This is a genomic window from Rhodococcus rhodochrous (assembly GCF_014854695.1).
GTDB lineage: Bacteria > Actinomycetota > Actinomycetes > Mycobacteriales > Mycobacteriaceae > Rhodococcus.
In genome coordinates this window covers 1,089,890-1,109,723 of the sequence record NZ_CP027557.1, presented here as the reverse complement: position 1 = coordinate 1,109,723, position 19,834 = coordinate 1,089,890, and the positions used below count along the sequence as shown (strand labels likewise).

The following is a 19,834-nucleotide window of genomic DNA, read 5'->3' as shown; positions in this document are numbered from 1 at the left end:
GACCGCTGGAGCAGTTCCTGCAGGAACAGATCGGCGGCGGGCCAGTCGCCGAAGCCGGACGCGGGATTCAGATGCCCGACCTCACCGAGGTCGACGAATCGACTCCCCCACACCTCCGCCAATCCTGCGACCCGGTACCGGTCCGCGAGTGGATCGTTGCTGCTCGCCGCAAGGATGCTCGGGAAGGGAAGGCGGCGACGCGGTATCGGGAGCCAACCGCCTCGATCGAGGTCGGCCGTGGTCGGATACCCTTCGGGGAGCGGCTCTTCGATATCGGCCGGTGTTGCGAGCAGCGCACCGAGAACCGGTCTGGTCGCTGTGTGGGCCCAGTGCACGGCGATCAGGACGCCGGCACTGTGCGCGACCAGCACGATCGGACCGTCGACGTCGCCGACGACCGCGTCGAGCGCGGCGATCCGTGCGTCCAGGCTCAGTCGGTCGTGGTCGAGCGGGGGTACGGTGCGCACCCGGTCGAGCCGATCGGCGAGCAGTGTCTGCCAGTGGTCGGCGACGTGGTCGCGCAGACCGGGCACGATGATCACGGTCGGTTCGGTGTCGTCGTTCATCTCTCCGAAACTTTCTTGGCGCGGTGCATTTCCGAGCGGGGGGGCCACTGGGTGTCAGCTGTGGTGGGTGAAGCCGACCTGACCGGGGCGGCGGTTGGGGGCGTAGCCGAGCTTGGCGAGCGTCTCGTCGGCGTCGCGGTAGGTTTCGCCGATCCGGTAGATCTCGCGGGCTTCCTTACCGGTGGCGACTTCCCGGCCGAGTTCGCCGGCGAGCCGAACCAGTTGCCGGATCTGCTCGACCGAGGTCATCCTCTGGCCCTTGCGCCCCCAGAGAGTGTCCTCGTTGCCGCAGCGGGTGTGCAGCCCCATGGCGATGGCCATGGTGTTGACCGGCAACACCGAACGCATGAGGGTTTCGAGTGTCAGGCAGGCACCGTCCGGGACACGCTGGATGAAGTTCATGATGTTGTACGGGTTCGGTCCGTCGAAACCGCCGCCGATCCCCACCCAGGTCAGGTTCAGCGGACCGGTGTAGATGCCGCGTCGAATCAGGCGTTCGACGGTCTCGAGCTGCGGGATCGACGACAGCTGGAAGTGCGGCTGGATGCCGGCGGCCTGCAGGCGTCGCAGGTGCTCCTCGACCCATTCCGGCCCGGCGGGCACGGTCATCTCCCGGTAGGTCACCGCGAGTTCCGGACGCTCCATCGAGGTGCCGGCGATGTCGTCCGCGGTCATGAGCTCCATGATGTTCATCTGGCTCGTGTTGATGGCGATGGTCACCTGGTCCGGCTTGGGATCCAGTTCGGCGAGCATGTGCCGAACATCATCCGAGAGCCACTTCGCTTCGGCACCTTCACCTTCCGGCGCGAAGGAGATCGATCCTCCGACCTGCAGGATCATGTCCGGCACCGCTTCGCGCAGGCGGGAGAGCAGTTCGTTGAACTTCGACAGTCGCTTGCTGCCCTTGCCGTCGAGTTCGCGAACGTGGATGTGCAGCACCGTGGCTCCGGCCTCGTAGCAGTCCACCGCCTGCTGGACGTGCTCGTCCATCGTCAGCGGCAGGTCTTCCGGGAAATCCTCCGGTTCCCATTCGGGTCCGTACGGGGCGGCGGTGATGACCAGCTTCTCCTGGCATTCGGGGAACAAGGCATCGTCGTGGAAGTGCATCGTGGTCTCCTGGGGATCGGGTCGTGCGTGATGAGGAAAGGAAGTTCTCGGAGTCAGAAGGGACGATCGCCGGCGATTCCGGCGCGCTCCATCCTCCGGACGGCAGGCCAGTAGTCCTGGACCGCGTAGTGCTGGGTGGACCGGTTGTCCCAGATCGCCACGCTGTTCGGCGTCCATCGCCACCGGACCTGGTACTCGGGGATCGTCGCCCGGCTCTGCAGGAACCGGAGCAGCTCGCCCGCCCCGGGTGCATAGTCGATACCGCAACGGACGTTGTCGGCCGTATGGAAGTTCGTGAAGTGTGTGGTGAAGCTGTTGACGAACAGGACCTTCTCGCCCGTTTCGGGATGGGTGCGCACGACGGGGTGCTCCGCGTCCGGGAACCGGTCCTTCAGCGCGAGTCGCTTGTCGATCGGCAGTCGCGCGCCGAACGATGCCTCGATGCTGTGGCGCGCGCGCAGCCCGGCGATCTGTTCCTTCACGTGCCCCGGGAGCTGCTCGTAGGCGAGTGCCATGTTCACCCAGATGGTGTCGCCACCGACGGCCGGACCTTCGACGCATCGCAGCACCGATCCCATGGGCGGGTTCTCCCTCCAGGTGGCATCGCAGTGGTAGGAGTTCTCGAACGCCTCCGGTGGGCTGTCGAGGTCCTTGTAGATGCGGACCAGGCCGGGATGTCCCGGATCGCTGCCGAGAACCGGATGGTCCTCGAGCGAACCGAAACGCTCGGCGAGGGCGACGTGCTCGGCCCGGCTCATGTCCTGGTCGCGGAAGAACAGCACCTTGTGTTCGAGCAGCAGGGCTTTCAATTCTGCGAACCGTTTGTCGTCGCGGGCCACCTCGGCGAGGTCTACGCCGTGCAGTTCCGCGCCGATGCTGCCGGTCAACGGTCGTGCGTCCATCGGGAATCGGTGACGTGCCTCGTCCCGGACATGGGCGTGGTCGGTGGTGATCATGACGGTCTCCTGGGCGTGACGGGGGGTGGATCGGGCGAAGGTCAGAGCGAGAACACCGACGAGCCCACGCTGATGCCGGCTTCGAGGTCGCGGTGTGCTCGTGCGGCATCGGCGAGTGCGTATCTCTGGTTGATCTCGATCTCGATGTCTCCGGCGGCGACCTGTGCGAACAGCTCGTTCGCCAATTCGGCGCGCTCGACGGGATCGGCGATGTAGTCCGCGAGCGCGGGCCGGGTGACGAACAGCGAGCCCTTGACCGCGAGGTCCATGGCGCTGATCGGTGGGATGGGGCCGGACGCCGTTCCGAACGCGACGAGCAGGCCTCGGCGGGCGAGGGAATCGAGCGAGGAACGATGGGTCGAGGCTCCGACGCTGTCGAACACGACCGGCACGCCGGCTCCGTCGGTCAGCTCGCGCACGCGTTCTGCGATGTCCTCACGGGTGTGGACGATGACCTCGGCACAGCCGTAGGACCGAGCGACCTCCGCCTTCGCTTCGTTGGACGTGGTTCCGATGACGTTGATTCCCAATCGTTTCGCCCACTGACAGAAGATCAATCCGACACCCCCGGCTGCGGCATGCAGCAGGACCGTGTCGCCCGCTCCGAGCGGATGGATGCGGCGCAGGAGGTATGCCGCGGTCAGGCCGCGCATGGTCATCGCGGCCGCGGTGTCGAAGGGAATCGCGTCCGGCAGCGCGATGAGGTGTTCGGCCGGCATGATCCGTTCGGTGCTGTATGCCCCGAGCGGACTTCCGGTGTAGGTGACGCGGTCGCCTTCGCGGAAGTCGGTGACACCGTGACCGACCGCCTCGATCACGCCGGCTGCCTCGACACCCATTCCCGCCGGCAACGGTGCCGGGTACAGCCCGGTGCGGAAGTAGGTGTCTGCGAAGTTCAGGCCGACGGCTTCGTGCCGGATCCGCACTTCGCCGGGGCCGGGGTCGCCGACCTCGACGGTTTCCCATTCGAGGACGTCGGGGCCGCCCGTCTCGTGGAAGCGGATCGCGTGTGCCATCTGTGTTCTCCTTGGATGTCGGGCGTTCTGCTACCGCGGAGGGGGTGTGACGCCGATAACACGACACTAATGAGCGGGCGTCCGGGATGCTTATCCCTACGGGACATATTCGTTGTCATTCGGGGACAGTCCTGTCCGGTCGCCGAGAAATCGAGGAGATGCGCGATGACGCTGCCGAAGCCGTTGGCGCGCTACGCAACACTGACGGGATTCGTCGAACTGGCCCGCTCGCTCTCGGCCGATCCGATCGAACTGTTGCGCAGCGTCGAACTGGACCCGTCCGGACTCGACCTGCAGGACCGGTGGGTACCGGCAGCGTCGATCGTCCGCTTGCTGGAACTGTCCGCTGCGGTCACCGCCCACCAGGATTTCGCGCTGAGACTCGCCGAACGGCGACGCCTGTCGACTCTCGGACCCTTGAGCGTGGCCATCCGCGACGAGCCGAACGCCCGTAGCGCCCTGCGCATGTTGATCCGTTTCCAGCACACGTACAACGAGGCGCTGTTCATCGACATCACCGAGCGTGACGGACTGTCGACGATCGTGCTTCGCGTCGAACCGGGCGAACCCATGCCCGTGCGCCAGGCCACGGAACTTGCGGTCGCCGTCATCCACCAACTTCTGCAGTACCTGCTCGGCGACCGCTGGCGGCCCGTGTCGGTGTGTTTCGAACACGGCCGGCCCGGCGACGACAGCACGCACCGTCGCGTCTTCGACGCTCCCCTCGTCTTCGACGGCAACTATTCCGGAATCGTTGTGTACACCGGCGATCTGGATCTACCCAATCGCCTCTCCGATCCCGTCCTCCGCAGTTATTCGCAACAGGTCCTCGACGACCTCTCGGCATCCGAGACCCCCGTGCTCGAGCGGCGGGTCCGGGAACTCGTCGAACTGCTGTTACCGACCGGGCGCTGTTCGGTCGACCAGGTGTCGGCGAGTCTCGGTGTGGATCGCCGCACCGTTCACCGGCACCTGGCCAGGTCGGGGCAGACCTTCACCCGGGTCGTCGACGACACCCGGGCCGAACTCGCGCAGCGACTGGTGGCGAGCGGGCGTCACACCTTCGCCGAGATCTCCGAGATGTTGTCGTTCTCGGCCCCGAGCGGGTTCTCACGCTGGTTCACCCGCCGATTCGGTATGACTCCCCGAGAGTGGCGCAAACGCTCCGAAGCCTGAGTGTCCCGAATTGGACAGAGCCGTGTCCCGTCGGGATAAGTGAACACCTCGCACACCCACTACTGTGATGTGCACCACGACGATGGCAAACCGGCGTGCACGCCCCGCCGCCCCCTTCTCCGCGCGAGAGTCGTGGAACTGCTCGGGTCCTGCCCCATCCCCTTTCCTCCGAGGAGCTCCTATGGGAATTCTCCCCACCCCGATCGGCACCTCCGCCGCACTCGCCCTCGAATCTCCGTACGATACAACGAATTTCGTCGATCCGGCACACGAGAAGCGTCCACGCCGTCGGCCCGCATACCCCTGGTTGGTCTTCGCGCTGACCTTCGCACTGCTGCTCTCGGACTACATGTCGCGCCAGGTACTCAGCGCGGTCTTCCCGTTCCTGAAAGCGGACTGGGCACTGTCGGATTCGCAACTCGCGTCGCTCACCAGCATCGTCGCCCTGATGGTCGGCCTGCTGACCTTCCCACTGTCACTCCTCGCCGATCGGTGGGGCCGGGTACGGAGCCTCACCCTGATGGCGGTGATCTGGAGTATCGCGACGCTGTTCTGCGCCGTGGCAGCCAACTACGAACAGCTTCTCGTCGCCCGCTTCCTGGTCGGGGTCGGCGAGGCCGCCTACGGCAGCGTCGGAATCGCCGTGATCCTGAGTGTCTTCGTCCCGCGGGTCCATTCCGCACTCAGCGGCGCCTTCATGGCCGGCGGCTCGTTCGGTTCGGTCATCGGCGTCGCGCTCGGTGGCGTCATCGCGGTGCACCTGAGCTGGCGGTGGTCGTTCGCAGCCATGGCGGTGCTGGGCCTGATCCTCGTCGCCCTGTTCCGCGCCCTCGTCACCGAAGGCAGGTTGGCAGCGCACAAGGCCGGTCAGGACACGGTACCGACCGGATCGTCTCCTCGTCCGGATTCGTCACCCCCGATCCGGGTCCCGATCTCCACACTGTTCACCAGCCCCGCCGTCTGGTGCGCCTACCTCGGGGGCGGCCTGCAGATGTTCACCGCTGCCGTGTTGCTGGCCTGGACGCCCAGCTTCTTCAACCGCGAGTACGGCCTCGCCCCCGACAAGGCCGGGATGGTCGCGTCGATCTTCGTACTGCTGATCGGCACAGGCATGGTGGTGTGCGGGATGATCACCGACCGGGTCAGCCGCACGAACCCGTCGGCGAAGTGGACCAGCGCCGTCGCGTTCTGCATCGTCTCGCTCGTGTCCCTCGGAATCGGATTCCAGCTGGCACCCGGCCCGGCGCAATTGACCCTGATCGGGATCGGCGCCTTCTTCGCCGCCGGGTCCTCAGGTCCCACGGCGGCCATGGTGGCACGACTGACCCACGAGTCGGTGCGGGCCTCCGCGCTGGGCACTCTCACCGTCGCCAACAATGTCCTGGGGCTGGCGACCGGACCGTTCGTCGTCGGGATCCTCGCCGACCGTCTCGGCCTGCTCGCCGCACTACAACTGACCCCGCTCGTGTACGCACTCGCGATCGTGGCGCTGCTCTTCGGTAAGCGTTGGTATGCAAGCGGCGTGGAACGGCTGCACCGTCGGAGCACGGCCGCATCGGATTCTCACCTACCTGTTCGATGAGACCGGGGCGTCATGTCACGCTGCGCCGAGGTGTCAGTTCCCGCCGTAGCGGCGCGCGAAGGTGTCGAGCGACGACTGCAGGTCGCCGTGCAGGGCACGCGCCACCCCCGACCCGATCGGACCGAACAGGGGTGCACCACCGAGGTCGATCTTCATCGACAGCGTCGAACCGTCCCCGCGGGCGGCGACGGCGAGCCGCATCGAGAACTTCGTGCCGCCCTTGCCGGTTCCCTTCAGCACCACGTGGTGCGGCGCGTCCAGTTCGACGATGGTCCACGTGACGCGGTTGCGCATGCCCTTGACGGATACCACCGACTGCAGGGTGGTGCCCTCGGCGAGGGTGTCCGGCAGGTCGCTGCGCCACCCGTCGTGGATGCTCAGCCACTCCCCGAACGATTCGAGGCGGGAGGCGTGTTCCCACGCTGCGTGCGGGTCGAGCGGAAGGTCGGTGGACACTTCGAGTTTCGCCATGGTCCGCAACAGTAGACGGTCCGTTCCGCCGGCGGGGCACCCCGACACGACGGTGGCCCGCCCCCGGATCGGGAGCGGGCCACGCGGCGCAGAGGATCAGTGGGAGACGGCCTTCTCCACACCGACGCCGGTGAGCGAGCGGACCTCCATCTCCGCTTGCTTGTACCGGTCCTCCTGCTTGCGGCGTCCGACGTAGGTGCCGACGACGCCGAGCGCGAACGCGAGCGGGATGGACACGATGCCCGGGTTCGACAGCGGGAACCAGGAGAAGTCCACGTTCGGGAACATCGCCGAGGGTGCACCGGACACCGCCGGGGAGAACACGATGAGCACGAGGCAGCTGATCAGACCACCGTAGATGCTGAACAGGGCGCCGGTCGTGTTGAACTTCCGCCAGAACAGCGAGTACAGCAGGGTGGGCAGGTTCGCCGAGGCGGCGACCGCGAAGGCCAGGGCCACCAGGAAGGCGATGTTCTGTCCCATGGCGAGGATGCCGAGGACGATCGCCACCAGACCGATCACGACGACCGTGATCCGCGAGACCCGCACCTGCTCGTCCTCGGTGGCGTTGCCACGCTTGATGACACTGGCGTAGATGTCGTGGGCGAAGGACGCCGAGGCGGTGATGGCCAGACCGGCGACGACCGCGAGGATCGTGGCGAAGGCGACAGCCGAGATGATCGCGAGGAACAGCGTGCCGCCGAGTTCGAAGGCCAGCAACGGAGCCGCCGCGTTCTCCTTGCCGGGAGCGCCGAGGATCGCGTCGGGGCCGACCATCTTCGCGGCACCGTAACCGAGCACCAGGGTGAACAGGTAGAAGGCGCCGATGAGGGCGATGGCCCAGGTGACCGAGCGACGTGCTTCCTTGGCGGTGGGCACGGTGTAGAAGCGCATCAGCACGTGCGGCAGACCGGCGGTGCCGAGGACCAGTGCGATGCCGAGCGAGAGGAAGTCGATCTGCGACATGTTGCTGATGCCGTACTTGGCACCGGGGGCGAGCACGTCACGCTGGGCGACGGCCTCGTTCGACGAGCTCGACACCATCGCCTGGGCGTCGGCGAGCAGCTGCGAGAAGTTGCCCCGTACCGCGAACAGGACGAGCACGAACATCAGGCCGGCGCCGGCGATGAGCAGCACGGCCTTGACCATCTGCACGTAGGTCGTGCCCTTCATGCCACCGATCAGCACGTACACGATCATGAGCACACCGACGACCGCGACGACGATGGCCTGGCCGGCCTTGCCCTCGATGTCGAGCAGCAGCGCGACGAGTCCGCCGGCGCCGGCCATCTGTGCGAGCAGGTAGAACAGCGACACCGCGAGGGTCGAGAGCGCCGCTGCCATGCGGACGGGCCGTTCCTTGAGCCGGAAGCTCAGCACGTCGGCCATCGTGAACCGGCCGGTGTTGCGGAGCAGTTCGGCGACGAGCAGCAGGGCGACGAGCCATGCGACGAGGAAGCCGATCGAGTACAGGAAGCCGTCGTATCCGTAGACGGCGATCGCACCGGCGATACCGAGGAACGAGGCGGCCGACAGGTAGTCGCCGGCGATGGCGAAGCCGTTCTGCGGGCCGGAGAACTGGCCGCCGCCGGTGTAGAAGTCGGAGGCCTTCTTCGTCGTGCGGCTGGCCTTGATGACCAGGCCCATCGTCACGACGACGAACGCGACGAAGATGGCGATGTTGAGGATCGGGTTGCCGACGTCGGCCCCACTCTGCGCGAGAACGGTCACTGCAGGGGTCCTTCCAGTTCCTCGCGGATCGCGGCGGAACGCGGATCCAGCTCACGGCCGGCGAACTTCACGTAGACAGCGGTGATCACGAAGGTCGTGACGAACTGGCCGAGACCCAGGATCAGCCCGACGTTGATGTTGCCGATGACCTTCGTCGCCATGAACTCGTCCGCGTAGGTGGCGAGCAGGACGTACAGGGCGTACCAGGCCAGGAAGAACGCCGTCACCGGGAACACGAAACGGCGCAGACGGCTGCGCAGTTCCTGGAACTCCGGGCTCTCCTGCATCGTGACGAACTCCTGCGGCGTCGGTATCCGTCGCTGCTGGGGTACGCCACTCTCGCTGAGTGGTGCTGTGGTCACTGCCGACTCCTTGGTCGTCGTGTGAGGTGAGGATGATCACAACGCTAATGAGACGGCTGTCACACGAATAGAGGAGACAAGAGGTGGAACGACGAGGGGTGCCCTCGTGCGACGAACGGTCGCGTCACCGCGACGAACGGCGACTCTTCCCGGGGTCACGGCCCCGTTCACCGAACGCGCCGAGTTCGCGGTCGCGGCCCATCCCGAGCCGCTCGGGCACGTGCATGCGGGAGAAGGTCCTGCCGACGTCGCGCGGGATCCGCCGACGGGTCAGCAGACTCGCCGTGATCATCGTGAGGAACGCCAGCGGAACGCTCAACGCCGCCGGATAGGCGGAGAGCACCGTCGGCCACCCGGCGGCCACCGACGGATCGATCGGCAGCAGCACGGTCGCCAGGGCGGCACCGCCCGCGACGAGACCACCGACGACCATCCCCGCCGCCGCGCCGATCGCGGTGAGGCCGCGCCACCAGATCCCCAGCACCAGCAGCGGACACAGCGTCGACGCGGCGATCGCGAAGACCTGCCCGACCGAACGCGACAGGTCGAGAGAGGTCACCGACAGAGCGAGCACGAGCGGCACCACACCGGCGAGCACCGCGGCCACCCGGAAGTCGCGCACCCGGCCGCGCAGCACGTCCGTGGACAACACGCCGGCGACACTCACCAGCAGTCCGGAGGACGTCGACAAGAAAGCCGCGATCGCACCCGAGGCGACCAGCGCCGCGAGCAACTGCCCACCCCAGCCCGACAGCACCGACCCCGGCAGCAACAGCACTGCCGCATCGGAGCGTCCGGTGATGAGCAGCTGCGGGACGTACAGGCGCGCGAACACCCCGAGCAGCGTGGGGAACAGATAGAACAGCCCGAGCAGGCCGATGACGGCGAACGACGTCATGCGCGCCGCCCGTCCGTCGGGGTTGGTGTAGAAGCGCACGAGCACGTGGGGCAGACCCATCGTGCCCAGGAAGGTCGCGAGCATCAGCGAATACACCTGGAACAGCGGATGTTCGCTGCTCGCCCCCAGCCCCGCCCCCGGCGACGACCAGGTGTCGTTGTCGGTCGGTGCACCGGCGACCACCGGCACCGGTGACCCCGCGTCGAGGACCAGTTCGGTTCCGGCCCCGAGGACGTGCTCCCCCGGTTCGAGTTCGAAGACACCCGCGACCGGCCGGCCGTCGATCTCCCCGGTCGCCACGACGGGGAGCGTCTCGGCGACCTGCACGACCACATCGATCGTCACGTCGACGGTGGTGGTCTCGGTGACGGTGGGCGGCACGGGTTCGTCGACACCCCGGTCGTCGCCGACGAAGTGCAACGTGAGGACCAGGGCGGGCAGGGCGACCGCGGTGAGTTTGAGCCAGTACTGGAAGGCCTGCACGAAGGTGATCGACCGCATCCCGCCACCGACCACGTTGGCCACGACGATCACCCCGACCACGGCGACGCCCACCCAGTCGGGCACTCCCAGAAGGATGTTGAGCGTGAGTCCCGCGCCCTGGAACTGCGGCACCAGATACAGGATGCAGATGATCGCCACGACCATCATCGACAGCGTGCGCAGCCACTTCTCCCCCAGCCGGAACTCCGCGAAGTCCGGGACGGTGTAGGCGCCCGAACGTCGCAGCGGCGCAGCGACGAACAACAGCAGACCCAGATAGCCGGCCGTGAAACCGACGGGATACCACAGGGCATCGGCACCGAACTTCGCGACGAGCCCGGCCACCCCGAGAAAGGATGCCGCCGAGAGGTATTCCCCGGAGATGGCTGCGGCGTTCCAGCGTGGGCCGACGCTGCGGGAAGCGACGAGGAAATCCGAGGTGGTGCGCGCCATCCGCACGCCGTACACACCGATCGCGACGGTGGCGATCGCCGCGGCGACGAGACCGACGACGGTGACGACGGGAATCGATCCGCTCATGGGGTCGTCAATCGTCGGTGAGGTCGGTGAAATCCTGCTCGTTGCGTTCGGCGAGACGCAGATACACCCACGCGATACCGAGCAGGATCGGATAACCGACCACACCGAGCAACACCCACGGCAGGCGGATCCCGAGGACCGTCACCGCGGCGAGACCGGGAGCGACGTGGAACAGCACCGGAATGGCGCCCAGCAGACACACGGTGAACAGCGCGACCCGCAGGGCGAGCCCGAGCTGTGCCCGGACCAGCCCGCGAACCATCGCGTCGCCCACCTCAGTCTGCTGCTGCACCTCGACCCGGGTGCGGACCATGCGCGCCCCACGCCGTTCGGCGAGGACGACACGCTGCCGCTGCGGGGGTGACCCGCCGGTGGTGCTCATCGCGACGTCCACGACTGCATCGGACCGCGGATGAGCCGGTCCTTGAGTTCCCGCGTGTGCCGACGGCTGACGGGCAGTTCGACGGGCGGGGAGTTGCTGTCGCTGCGCAGGCACACGACGAGACCCGAACCCACACTGCGGATACCGGTGACGAGCGGCAGCGCCACGAGATAGGAGCGGTGCACGCGCAGGAAGCCGGCATCGGCCCAGCGGTTCTCGAGCGTCGATATCGGGATACGCACCAGGTGCGAACCGGTCGCGGTGTGCAGTCGCGCGTAGTCGCCCTCGGCTTCGACCCAGTGGACCGACGAGCGCGGCACGAGCGTGGTGACACCGCCGAGCTCGACCGGGATCACGTCGTCGCTCTGACCGGTGTCGGATGTCGCCTGCGCGGCAGGCCGGCGGCGCTCGGCGATCCGCCGGACCGCTTCGGCGAGTCGTTCCTCCCGCAGCGGCTTGAGGACGTAGTCGACGGCGCCGAGGTCGAACGCGGAGACCGCACGATCGTCGTGCGCGGTCACGAACACCACGGCCGGGGACACCGCGAAATTGCGCAGGATGCCCGCGAGTTCCAGCCCGTCGAGTCCGGGCATGTTGATGTCGAGGAAGACCGCGTCGATGCCTCCGTCGCGCAGCACGCGCAGAGCGGTCGTCGCGTCTCCCGCGGTGTGTACGACGCCGATCTCCTCCTGCGCGCGCAGCAGGTAGGTCAGCTCGTCGAGGGCGGGCGGTTCGTCGTCGACCGCCAGCACGGTCAGGTTGTCTGTGATCTCGTTCACGGCGAATCCATCGTGCCATGCCGGGTGTTCCTCACGGCCGGATACCCGCCCTGAACTTCGGCACGCGCATGCTCACCCGGGTGCCGGCCCCCGGCGCGGTCTCGACGACGAGGCCGTAGTCGTTGCCGAAGGCCGCACGCAGCCGGTCGTCGACGTTGGCGAGGCCCACGTGCGCAGACTCGCGGACACCGCTGCCGTGCTCGCTCTCGGCGATCGCGTCGAGCGTGCCCGATCGCAGCAGTTCCGGGTCCATGCCGATGCCGTCGTCCTCGACGCTGATGACGCAGTCGGTGCCCTCGTCCGCCGCGGTGATGGTGATCGTGCCCGTGCGGGTTTCCTTGCCCGCGATCCCGTGTCGCACGGCGTTCTCGACGAGCGGCTGCAGAGCGAGGAAGGGCAGCGTCACGTTGAGCACCTCGGGTGCGACCTGCAGGCGCACCTCGAGGGCGTTGCCGAAGCGGGCACGCTCGAGCGTCAGGTACCGGTCGATGTTGCGCAGTTCGTCGGCGAGCAGGGTGTACTCACCGGCCGCGCGGAACGAGTAGCGGGTGAAGTCGGCGAAATCCAGCAGCAGTTCGCGGGCCCGGTCGGGGTCGGTCCGGACGAACGACGCCACCGTGTTGAGCGCGTTGTAGATGAAGTGCGGACTGATCTGGGCGCGCAGCGCACGGACCTCCGCGCGGTCGAGCCGGGCGCGGGAGGCATCGAGCTCGGCCAGCTCGATCTGACTGCACGCGTACCGCGCCACCTCGGTGATCGCGCCGAGCAGCGCCGGGCCGGGTTCGACGGTCGTCACGACGCCGAGCACCCCCGCCACACCCATGTCCTCCACGGCGAGCGGCTGGGCGATCAGTGCGCGGGCCGCGAGGTCGCCGTGGTCCCGCCGCAGGTCGTGGTGTCCGACGAGCACGCGACGCTTGTCGGCGACGGCCCGGCCCGCGGCGGTGATCATCGCGTCCGTCAGTTCCTCGAACGGGCCGTCCCAGGCGAGCAGGGCACCGTTCTCGTCCAGCAGCGCCACCGCGCGCGCTTCGGCGAGCAGCATCCGCAGGTGCGGAGCGGCCTCCTTCGCGGACGACGCGTCGAGCCCGGCGCGCAGGGGGCGCGCCGCGAGGGACGCCGTGTGCAGGGTCGCGTGGACCGCGCGTTCGGCGGGTGTGGTGACCACCCGGCGGGTCCACAGCACCACCGAGACCACGACCAGCACCAGGAGCAGTACCACCGCGGCGAGCTCGATCGCGATCATGCGCTCACGTTACGTCGAATCGATCCGACGTCGAGTTGCGCCTCGACAACGGCGGCCTGCTCCGGGGATGCGCGGTCAGTTCTCCCCGCCGAGTCGGCCGGACAACCGGCGGAGGCGTTCGAGGCTCGCGCCGTCCAGTCCGACGATGGTGACCGTCTTGCCCTTGGCCGCGTACTTCTGCTGGATCGCATCGAAGGTCGCGACAGTGGACGCGTCCCAGATGTCGGCGGCCGTGAGGTCGACGACGACGTTCTCCGGGTCGCCGACGTAGTCGAACTGGAAGACGAGATCGTTGCTCGACGCCCAGAACAGCTCCCCCGTGACCTGGTAGGTGCACGTGTCGTCGCTCGTGAGGGTTCTCTCGACGGTGGTCATGTGCGCGACGCGGCGGGCGAACAGCACCATCGCGGTGAGCACTCCGAGCGACACTCCGATCGCGAGATTGCCGGTGCTCACCGTGGCGACGACCGTGACGACCATGACGACGGTCTCGCTGAGCGGCATCAACCGCAGCGTCCGCGGGTGCACGCTGTGCCAGTCGACCGTCGCGATCGACACCATGATCATCACGGCGACGAGGGCGGCCATCGGGACCAACCCGACGATGTCGCCGAGCGCGACCACGAGGATCAGCAGGAACACGCCGGCCGCCAGGGTGGACAGACGGGTCCGTGCCCCGGAGACCTTCACGTTCATCATGGTCTGGCCGACGACGGCGCAGCCGCCCATGCCGCCGAAGAATCCGGTGACGATGTTGGCGATGCCCTGACCCCAGCCCTCGCGGGTCTTGTCCGACCGGGTGTCGGTGATGTCGTCGACGAGCTTGGCCGTCATCAGCGATTCCATGAGGCCGACGAGGGCCATCGCGAGCGCGTACGGCGCGAGGGTCCGGAGGGTCTCGAAGGTCAGCGGCACGTCCGGGAAGAAGAGCGAGGGCAGGCTCTCGGGCAGTTCACCCTGGTCCGCGACATCCGGCACGTTCAGAGAGAAGGCCACCGTCACGACGGTGAGGAGCACGATCGTGACGAGCGGAGCCGGTACGGCCTCGGTGATCTTCGGGAGGAACACCAGCACCAGCAGACCTGCCGCCACCAGCGGATAGACCATCCACGGCACGTCCACGAGATGCGGAATCTGGGCGACGAAGACGAGGATTGCGAGCGAGTTGACGAAGCCGACCATGACGCTGCGCGGCACGAACCGCATGAGTTTGGCCACGCCGAGGAAGCTGAGCAGCACCTGGAAGATGCCGCCGAGGATCACGGTCGCGATGAGATGGTCCACACCGTACTGCTCGGACACCGGAGCGATCACGAGCGCCACCGCTGCGGTCGCCGCCGAGATCATCGCGGGCCGTCCGCCGACGATCGCGATGGTGATCGCCATGGTCACCGAGGCGAACAGCCCGACCCGGGGGTCGACACCGGCGATCACGGAGAAGGCGATGGCTTCGGGGATCAGGGCGAGCGCCACGACCAGGCCGGCCAGGAGTTCGGTCTTGAGACGAGCAGTCGACCGGAGAGCGAATCGCACGGAGACGTCGGTGCGGGGATCGTGCGGCACCTGTTCCGGGCCGTGCGGGGTGTTCACTTGCGGAAAGTCTACCGTTGCGCCCTGTCGCCCGACCGTTGTGCACCGTCGCGCTACCGCTGCGGACCGTCTTCCCGGCGCCGGCGGCGGATGCGCTCCTCCACCGCCGCTTCGTCGATGTCCAGGCTCTCGAGCACGTCGCGGAGGATCTCGTCGTCGAGTTCCCCACGATCGCGGGCGTCGATGAGATCCTGTCGTCGCGCCCGTAGGGACGCTCGCCGGATGTCGTCGAACAGCGCGGCCAGTCGCGCTCCCGCGTCTGCAGCCGCGTCCTCGACGGTCTCTGCCTCCTGCCGCGACCGGAGCGACGTGCGTGCTTTGGCCAGCAGCCTGTCGTAGATCTCCGGGTCCACGCCGTCGGGTGGCTGCGCGGCGAGTTCGGCAAGCACACGGTCGCTGGACTCCGCCGAGATCCTGCGGGCCACGGTCATCTGTTCCTCGGTCCGCAGCCGCTCGTAGGGGTCGGTGACCTCGAGTCGGCGGATGAGCCACGGCATCGTCGCGCCCTGGATGAGGAGTGTGCCGATGGCGACGACCAGCGCGGAGATCTGGATCATCTCGCGGCCGGGGAAGGGAGCACCCGATGCGATCACCACGGGCACCCCACCGGCCGCGGCGAGGGTGACGACCCCGCGCATTCCCGCCCACGACACCACGACGTGTTCCCGGAAGTTCAGCTGGTCGCGGCCGAGGCGTTCGGATCCGGCGCGCCGCACGAGCGCGCGCCGGCCCCAGTGCAGCAGACCCCACGCAGGTCGCACGATCATGACGACGAGCAGGATCACCACCGCACCGAGCAACGCGAGGCGCAGGTCGGCGCCGCTGTCGCGGACCTCGTCGAGGACGAACCGCAGTTGCAGGCCCATGTAGGCGAAGACGAACGTCTCGAGCACCACGTCGATGCTCTTCCACACCGCGCGTTCCTGCAGTCGCGTGCTCACCGAGACCTCGGTGGCACGGTGCCCGATGAACAGTCCGGCAGCGACGACGGCGAGCACTCCCGAGGCGTGGAGCTCCTCGGCGGCGAGATACGCCGCGAACGGCAGCACCAGCCCCAGCACGGTCTCGAGCGGCGAGTCGTACATCCGGACGCGGATCAGGTGGACGATGTATGCGAGTGCCAGACCGACAGCGACCCCACCCGCGACCTCGTAGAGGAAGAACAGGAGCGGCGAATCAGCGAGGATGTGTGTTCCCGTGACGGCCGAAATCGCCACGGTGAACAGGGTCAGGGCGGTGGCGTCGTTGACCAGACCCTCCCCGGTCAGCACCGCGATGACCCGTTTCGGCAGTCCGAGCCGTTGCCCCACGGCGACGGCACTGACCGCGTCGGTCGGTGCGACGACCGCGCCGAGAGCGAGCGCCGCACCGAAGGACAGCGCCGTCATCATCGCGGACGCCGTCCACGCCACGACGAACGCCGTGACGAGCACCGTATAAATCCCGAGCCGCAGGATCGACGGCAGATACTGCCGGAAGGTAGGAACCGAGAACCTCAGGGCCGACGAATACAACAGCGGCGGCAGGACGACCCCGAGAATGATCTCCGGATCCAGTTCGAGCCTCGGCAGACCCGGCACGAACGACACCAGTGCTCCGACGGCGACGAGCACGAGCGGGGCCTGCAGGTCGCGTCGCGACGCGAGGGCGGTCACCGCGATCCCGGCGATGACGACCAGCAGGATCCACGCGCCGTTCATCGCGACGGCACCGTGCCAGGCGTCCGGTTCACGGTGTGATGGTGACACAGCCGGCGGTCGGCCGTCGCGAACGTGCAGGTCGTTTGCTCCGACCCGGTCGGGGTATGCAACCGATCGACCGCCGTGTACCCGGCCCCAGCGAGGAGTGCGTGTGATCCCAGCCCGCGACGACGACGGCTATGCGGACCTGCGCACCTACGCCGCGCTGGGCGACGGCGACACCGTCGCCCTCGTCGCCGAGGACGGTTCGGTGGACTGGTATCCGGTACCGCTCCTCGATTCGCACCCCGTCTTCGCACGACTGCTCGACGCACCGGCGGGCGGTTCCGTCGAGTTGCAGCCTGTCGACGAGTTCACCGTCGAACGCGCATACGTGCCGGGCACGAACGTGCTGAGCACCGTCTTCACCACCGCACAGGGCCGGGTCCGGGTGACCGACTCGATCGATACGGGTGTCGCCGGGCGGTTGCCCTGGGGTGAGCTCGCCCGCCGCGTCGAAGGCCTGGACGGCGAGGTCGCGATGCGCTGGACGGTCGCCCCCGGCACCGGACTGGGCCGGTACCAGCCCTGGTGCGACCGAACCGAACACGGACCCGTCCTGCGCGTGGGGACCGTGAGCATCGGGGTCCGCACGTCCGGCACCGGTGAACCGGTGATCGAGCACTGCTCGATCGGCGGCGGTTTCGTCACCTCGGCCGGATCCCGGCACCTGATCGCTGTGCTGTCGACGGAGAACGAACCCCTGCCGTTGCCCGACGCCGACGCGATCGACGCCAACATCGACCGTACCGTCGACCGGTGGAAGCAGTGGTCGTCGCTCCTGCACTACGACGGACCGTGGGCCGACGCGGTGATCCGGAGCGCGCTCGCACTGAAACTGTTGCAGAACCGATCGGGCGCGATCGCCGCAGCGGCGACGACGTCGGTCCCGGAAAGCCCGGACGGCGAGAAGAACTGGGACTACCGTTTCGCCTGGGTGCGCGACGCCGCCTACACCCTGCACGCGCTGATCCGTCTCGGCGATCGCGAGGAGGTGCACGCCGCGATGAGCTGGTTGCTCCGCGTGGTGCGCGATCAGGGCGCCGATGCGGAGGTGTTCACCCGGCTCGACGGCGGAACTCCCGACGACGAACGGCGGCTGGATGTTCCGGGTTGGCGCGGTATCGGCCCGGTGGTCGAGGGGAACAGGGCCGCAGGCCAAGTGCAGCTCGGGATCTACGGCGACCTGTTCGAGATCGTGACCCTCTACAGCAGTGAGGGTTACGTGCTCGACATCGCGACCGCGCGTCTGCTCGCCCGCATCGCCGACCACACCTGCGATGTCTGGCAACAGGCCGATCACGGCATCTGGGAGCTGCTCGACCGCCAGCACTACACGAACTCGAAGATGAGCTGCTGGCACGCGCTCGACCGCGCCGTCCATCTCGCCGAGGTCGGGCAGATCCCGGGAACGGCGGATCGCTGGCGCCGCGAACGCGATCTCATCCGCGACTGGATCGAAGAGAACTGCTGGTCGGACGAACTGGGTTGCTACACCGCCTATCCCGGCACCGATCGGCTGGACGCGTCCGTCCTGCTCGGAGCCGTCGGCGGATACGACCGGGGTCCGCGCATGCAGGCCACCTGCGACGCCCTGCGACGGGAACTCGGTCGCGGGCCGCTGCTCTACCGGTTCAGCGGCGCCGACAAGGAGGAAGGGACGTTCGTCGCCTGTGCGTTCTGGATGGTCGCGGCACTGGCCGAGACGGGACGGGCCGACGAGGCCGCCGAACTGATGGGCGAACTCGTACCGCTCGCCAACGACGTGGGCCTGTACTCGGAGATGATCGCCGAGGACGGCACTTTCCTCGGCAATCTCCCCCAGGGACTGAGCCACCTCGCACTCATGACGGCTGCACTGACCCTCATCGAGAAGTACTGATCGCCGATCGACCGGAGGAGCGGACAGGTATGACGCTGATAGGTTTTCACGCCTCACACGAACAGGCGTCCCCATCCCGCCTGCTCGAAGACGTCCGGCTCGCGGAAGCGGCCGGTTTCGGGGCGGCCATGTGCTCGGACCACATCGAACCGTGGTCGCACCGCCAGGGACACTCGGGGTTCGCGTGGTCGTGGCTCGGAGCGGCCCTGGCCACCACGGACCTACGTTTCGGCGTCGTCACCGCGACCGGCTTCCGCTACCACCCCGTCGTCACCGCCCAGGCCACCGCCACTCTGGCATCGATGTTCCCGCAGCGCTTCTGGTTCGCACTCGGCAGCGGCGAGCACTGCAACGAACGTATGTCCGGAGTCGCCTGGCCACCCAAGGAGGAACGGCAGCAACTCCTCGGCGAGAACCTCGACATCGTGCGACGCCTGCACGCGGGCGAAGTCGTCGACCACGACGGCGCGGTGAAGGTCGACCGCGGACGGGTCTGGGACCGGCCGGAGACTCCTCCCGACATTCTGCTTCCCGCACTGACTCCCGAGACGGCCGGTCGTTTCGCCGACCGGGTCGACGGGCTCGTCACCGTGAACGCCCCGCTCGAGGAGCTGCGGCGGATCCTCGGCGCCTACCGCGACGGGGGCGGACGCGGACGGACCGTGCTGCAGGTCCATCTGAGTTGGGCGCCCACGCGGGAGCGCGCTCGGGAGATCGCACGGGAACAGTGGGCGACGAACGCCCTACCGCCGGACCTCATGGCAGAACTCGCCACGCCCGAGGAATTCGAGGCCCGCGCCGCCGAACTCGACGACGGCGACCTCGAGGGCGCGGTGATCGTGTCCGACGATCCCGCCGAACACGTCGACCGCTTGTGCGAATTCGCCGAACTCGGTTTCGACGAGATCTATCTGCACCATGTGGGGCCGGATCAGCGCCCGTTCATCGACACCTTCGGCGACACCGTACTGCCGTACCTGCCGTGAACGGGGCTGCCGCCCCTGCCTCGATCAGGGTTGACGCGGACCCGGTTGCGCTTCGGGGCCGGGACCACCCTCCGGACCGGGCTCCCCGCCAGGTCCGGGCTGCGCGCCCGGTGCGGGATTGTCGGTGGTACCCAGATGTCGACGGGCCGCATCCTGCGCCTTGTCGACGTGCTGCGCGTACTTCCCGCCGGTACGTCCGTCCACCTGGTCGCCGGCCTTCTCGATGAACTGATCGGCCTTGTCGGGGTTCTTCGAGGCGTAGTCCTTGCCCTTGTTCACAAGGCCCTTCACCGAATCCATGAAACCCATCGTTCGTCCTTCCCTCGTCGGATCGCCGTGAGG

The 19,834-nt window shown here is 67.8% G+C and carries 17 protein-coding genes and 1 pseudogene; 4 read left to right on the top strand and 14 right to left on the bottom strand.

The genetic code is table 11. The features are described 5' to 3' along the window. Positions 1-5: 5 nt before the first annotated feature. The 4 genes and pseudogenes from C6Y44_RS05255 to C6Y44_RS05240 all read right to left on the bottom strand — a co-directional run. Positions 6-566: pseudogene (locus tag C6Y44_RS05255) on the bottom strand (RBBP9/YdeN family alpha/beta hydrolase); the annotation flags it as partial. Positions 567-620: 54 nt separating this feature from the next. Next, positions 621-1,673: a BKACE family enzyme gene (locus C6Y44_RS05250; RefSeq protein ID WP_159416557.1), complete on the bottom strand. Its 1,053-nt coding sequence runs from the start codon at positions 1,671-1,673 to the stop codon at positions 621-623. Between the two features lie 53 nt (positions 1,674-1,726). Next, entirely contained in the window at positions 1,727-2,575 is an 849-nt protein-coding gene (locus C6Y44_RS05245) for a TauD/TfdA dioxygenase family protein (protein WP_192378870.1), read from the bottom strand. A gap of 95 nt (positions 2,576-2,670) precedes the next feature. Beyond that, a complete protein-coding gene (locus C6Y44_RS05240) occupies positions 2,671-3,645 on the bottom strand; it encodes a quinone oxidoreductase family protein (RefSeq protein ID WP_159416558.1) in 975 nt (324 codons plus the stop codon). Between the two features lie 165 nt (positions 3,646-3,810). Here C6Y44_RS05240 and C6Y44_RS05235 point away from each other — a divergent pair, with 165 nt between their 5' ends. Both C6Y44_RS05235 and C6Y44_RS05230 read left to right on the top strand, forming a co-directional pair. Then, positions 3,811-4,821 carry an AraC family transcriptional regulator gene (locus C6Y44_RS05235; protein ID WP_159416559.1) on the top strand — a complete coding sequence of 337 codons (1,011 nt, stop codon included), beginning with the start codon at positions 3,811-3,813 and terminating at the stop codon, positions 4,819-4,821. 202 nt (positions 4,822-5,023) lie between these two features. After that, positions 5,024-6,403, top strand: a complete 1,380-nt coding sequence (locus tag C6Y44_RS05230; protein WP_404817796.1) for an MFS transporter — start codon at positions 5,024-5,026, stop codon at positions 6,401-6,403. A gap of 33 nt (positions 6,404-6,436) precedes the next feature. On the opposite strand, the gene C6Y44_RS05225 is transcribed toward C6Y44_RS05230, so the two are convergent. From C6Y44_RS05225 to C6Y44_RS05185, 9 genes are all read right to left on the bottom strand, one after another. Continuing rightward, the gene (locus tag C6Y44_RS05225; protein WP_016695006.1) at positions 6,437-6,874 is read right to left on the bottom strand and encodes a type II toxin-antitoxin system Rv0910 family toxin; all 438 of its coding nucleotides are present in this window, start codon (positions 6,872-6,874) and stop codon (positions 6,437-6,439) included. Between the two features lie 96 nt (positions 6,875-6,970). Continuing rightward, positions 6,971-8,605 (bottom strand): solute symporter family protein, encoded by a 1,635-nt coding sequence (locus C6Y44_RS05220; protein ID WP_159416561.1) that lies wholly within the window; start codon positions 8,603-8,605, stop codon positions 6,971-6,973. Then, positions 8,602-8,967 (bottom strand): DUF485 domain-containing protein, encoded by a 366-nt coding sequence (locus C6Y44_RS05215; protein WP_159416562.1) that lies wholly within the window; start codon positions 8,965-8,967, stop codon positions 8,602-8,604. Before C6Y44_RS05215 ends, C6Y44_RS05220 begins: the two co-directional genes overlap by 4 nt. A gap of 124 nt (positions 8,968-9,091) precedes the next feature. After that, positions 9,092-10,888, bottom strand: coding sequence for a sodium/solute symporter (locus tag C6Y44_RS05210; protein ID WP_192378721.1), 1,797 nt, complete (start codon positions 10,886-10,888; stop codon positions 9,092-9,094). 7 nt (positions 10,889-10,895) lie between these two features. Beyond that, on the bottom strand, positions 10,896-11,270 hold the full coding sequence (locus C6Y44_RS05205; RefSeq protein WP_174246929.1) for a hypothetical protein: 375 nt from the start codon (positions 11,268-11,270) through the stop codon (positions 10,896-10,898). Continuing rightward, complete coding sequence (locus C6Y44_RS05200; protein ID WP_120281590.1) at positions 11,267-12,049, bottom strand: LytR/AlgR family response regulator transcription factor; 783 nt, start codon at positions 12,047-12,049, stop codon at positions 11,267-11,269. Before C6Y44_RS05200 ends, C6Y44_RS05205 begins: the two co-directional genes overlap by 4 nt. A 31-nt stretch (positions 12,050-12,080) precedes the next feature. Then, entirely contained in the window at positions 12,081-13,295 is a 1,215-nt protein-coding gene (locus C6Y44_RS05195) for a sensor histidine kinase (protein WP_120281589.1), read from the bottom strand. A 75-nt stretch (positions 13,296-13,370) separates the two neighbouring features. After that, positions 13,371-14,885: a SulP family inorganic anion transporter gene (locus C6Y44_RS05190; protein ID WP_192378720.1), complete on the bottom strand. Its 1,515-nt coding sequence runs from the start codon at positions 14,883-14,885 to the stop codon at positions 13,371-13,373. Positions 14,886-14,938: 53 nt separating this feature from the next. Further along, entirely contained in the window at positions 14,939-16,585 is a 1,647-nt protein-coding gene (locus tag C6Y44_RS05185; protein WP_192378719.1) for a Na+/H+ antiporter, read from the bottom strand. 151 nt (positions 16,586-16,736) lie between these two features. On the opposite strand from C6Y44_RS05185, the gene C6Y44_RS05180 reads away from it, so the two are divergent. Both C6Y44_RS05180 and C6Y44_RS05175 read left to right on the top strand, forming a co-directional pair. Then, positions 16,737-18,506 carry a glycoside hydrolase family 15 protein gene (locus C6Y44_RS05180; RefSeq protein WP_225623729.1) on the top strand — a complete coding sequence of 590 codons (1,770 nt, stop codon included), beginning with the start codon at positions 16,737-16,739 and terminating at the stop codon, positions 18,504-18,506. Positions 18,507-18,535: 29 nt separating this feature from the next. After that, positions 18,536-19,492 carry a TIGR03885 family FMN-dependent LLM class oxidoreductase gene (locus C6Y44_RS05175; RefSeq protein ID WP_192378717.1) on the top strand — a complete coding sequence of 319 codons (957 nt, stop codon included), beginning with the start codon at positions 18,536-18,538 and terminating at the stop codon, positions 19,490-19,492. 24 nt (positions 19,493-19,516) lie between these two features. On the opposite strand, the gene C6Y44_RS05170 is transcribed toward C6Y44_RS05175, so the two are convergent. Beyond that, positions 19,517-19,801 carry an antitoxin gene (locus tag C6Y44_RS05170; protein ID WP_120281585.1) on the bottom strand — a complete coding sequence of 95 codons (285 nt, stop codon included), beginning with the start codon at positions 19,799-19,801 and terminating at the stop codon, positions 19,517-19,519. Between the last annotated feature and the right edge of the window lie 33 nt (positions 19,802-19,834).

Excerpts from the sequence above, each read along its gene's own strand:
- C6Y44_RS05195 (WP_120281589.1), bottom strand. The coding sequence starts at position 13,295 with ATGATCGCGATCGAGCTCGCCGCGGTGGTACTGCTCCTGGTGCTGGTC.
- C6Y44_RS05175 (WP_192378717.1), top strand. The coding sequence starts at position 18,536 with ATGACGCTGATAGGTTTTCACGCCTCACACGAACAGGCGTCCCCATCC.
- C6Y44_RS05245 (WP_192378870.1), bottom strand. The coding sequence starts at position 2,575 with ATGGACGCACGACCGTTGACCGGCAGCATCGGCGCGGAACTGCACGGC.
- C6Y44_RS05225 (WP_016695006.1), bottom strand. The coding sequence starts at position 6,874 with ATGGCGAAACTCGAAGTGTCCACCGACCTTCCGCTCGACCCGCACGCA.
- C6Y44_RS05240 (WP_159416558.1), bottom strand. The coding sequence starts at position 3,645 with ATGGCACACGCGATCCGCTTCCACGAGACGGGCGGCCCCGACGTCCTC.
- C6Y44_RS05250 (WP_159416557.1), bottom strand. The coding sequence starts at position 1,673 with ATGCACTTCCACGACGATGCCTTGTTCCCCGAATGCCAGGAGAAGCTG.
- C6Y44_RS05235 (WP_159416559.1), top strand. The coding sequence starts at position 3,811 with ATGACGCTGCCGAAGCCGTTGGCGCGCTACGCAACACTGACGGGATTC.
- C6Y44_RS05170 (WP_120281585.1), bottom strand. The coding sequence starts at position 19,801 with ATGGGTTTCATGGATTCGGTGAAGGGCCTTGTGAACAAGGGCAAGGAC.
- C6Y44_RS05205 (WP_174246929.1), bottom strand. The coding sequence starts at position 11,270 with ATGAGCACCACCGGCGGGTCACCCCCGCAGCGGCAGCGTGTCGTCCTC.
- C6Y44_RS05210 (WP_192378721.1), bottom strand. The coding sequence starts at position 10,888 with ATGAGCGGATCGATTCCCGTCGTCACCGTCGTCGGTCTCGTCGCCGCG.
- C6Y44_RS05185 (WP_192378719.1), bottom strand. The coding sequence starts at position 16,585 with ATGAACGGCGCGTGGATCCTGCTGGTCGTCATCGCCGGGATCGCGGTG.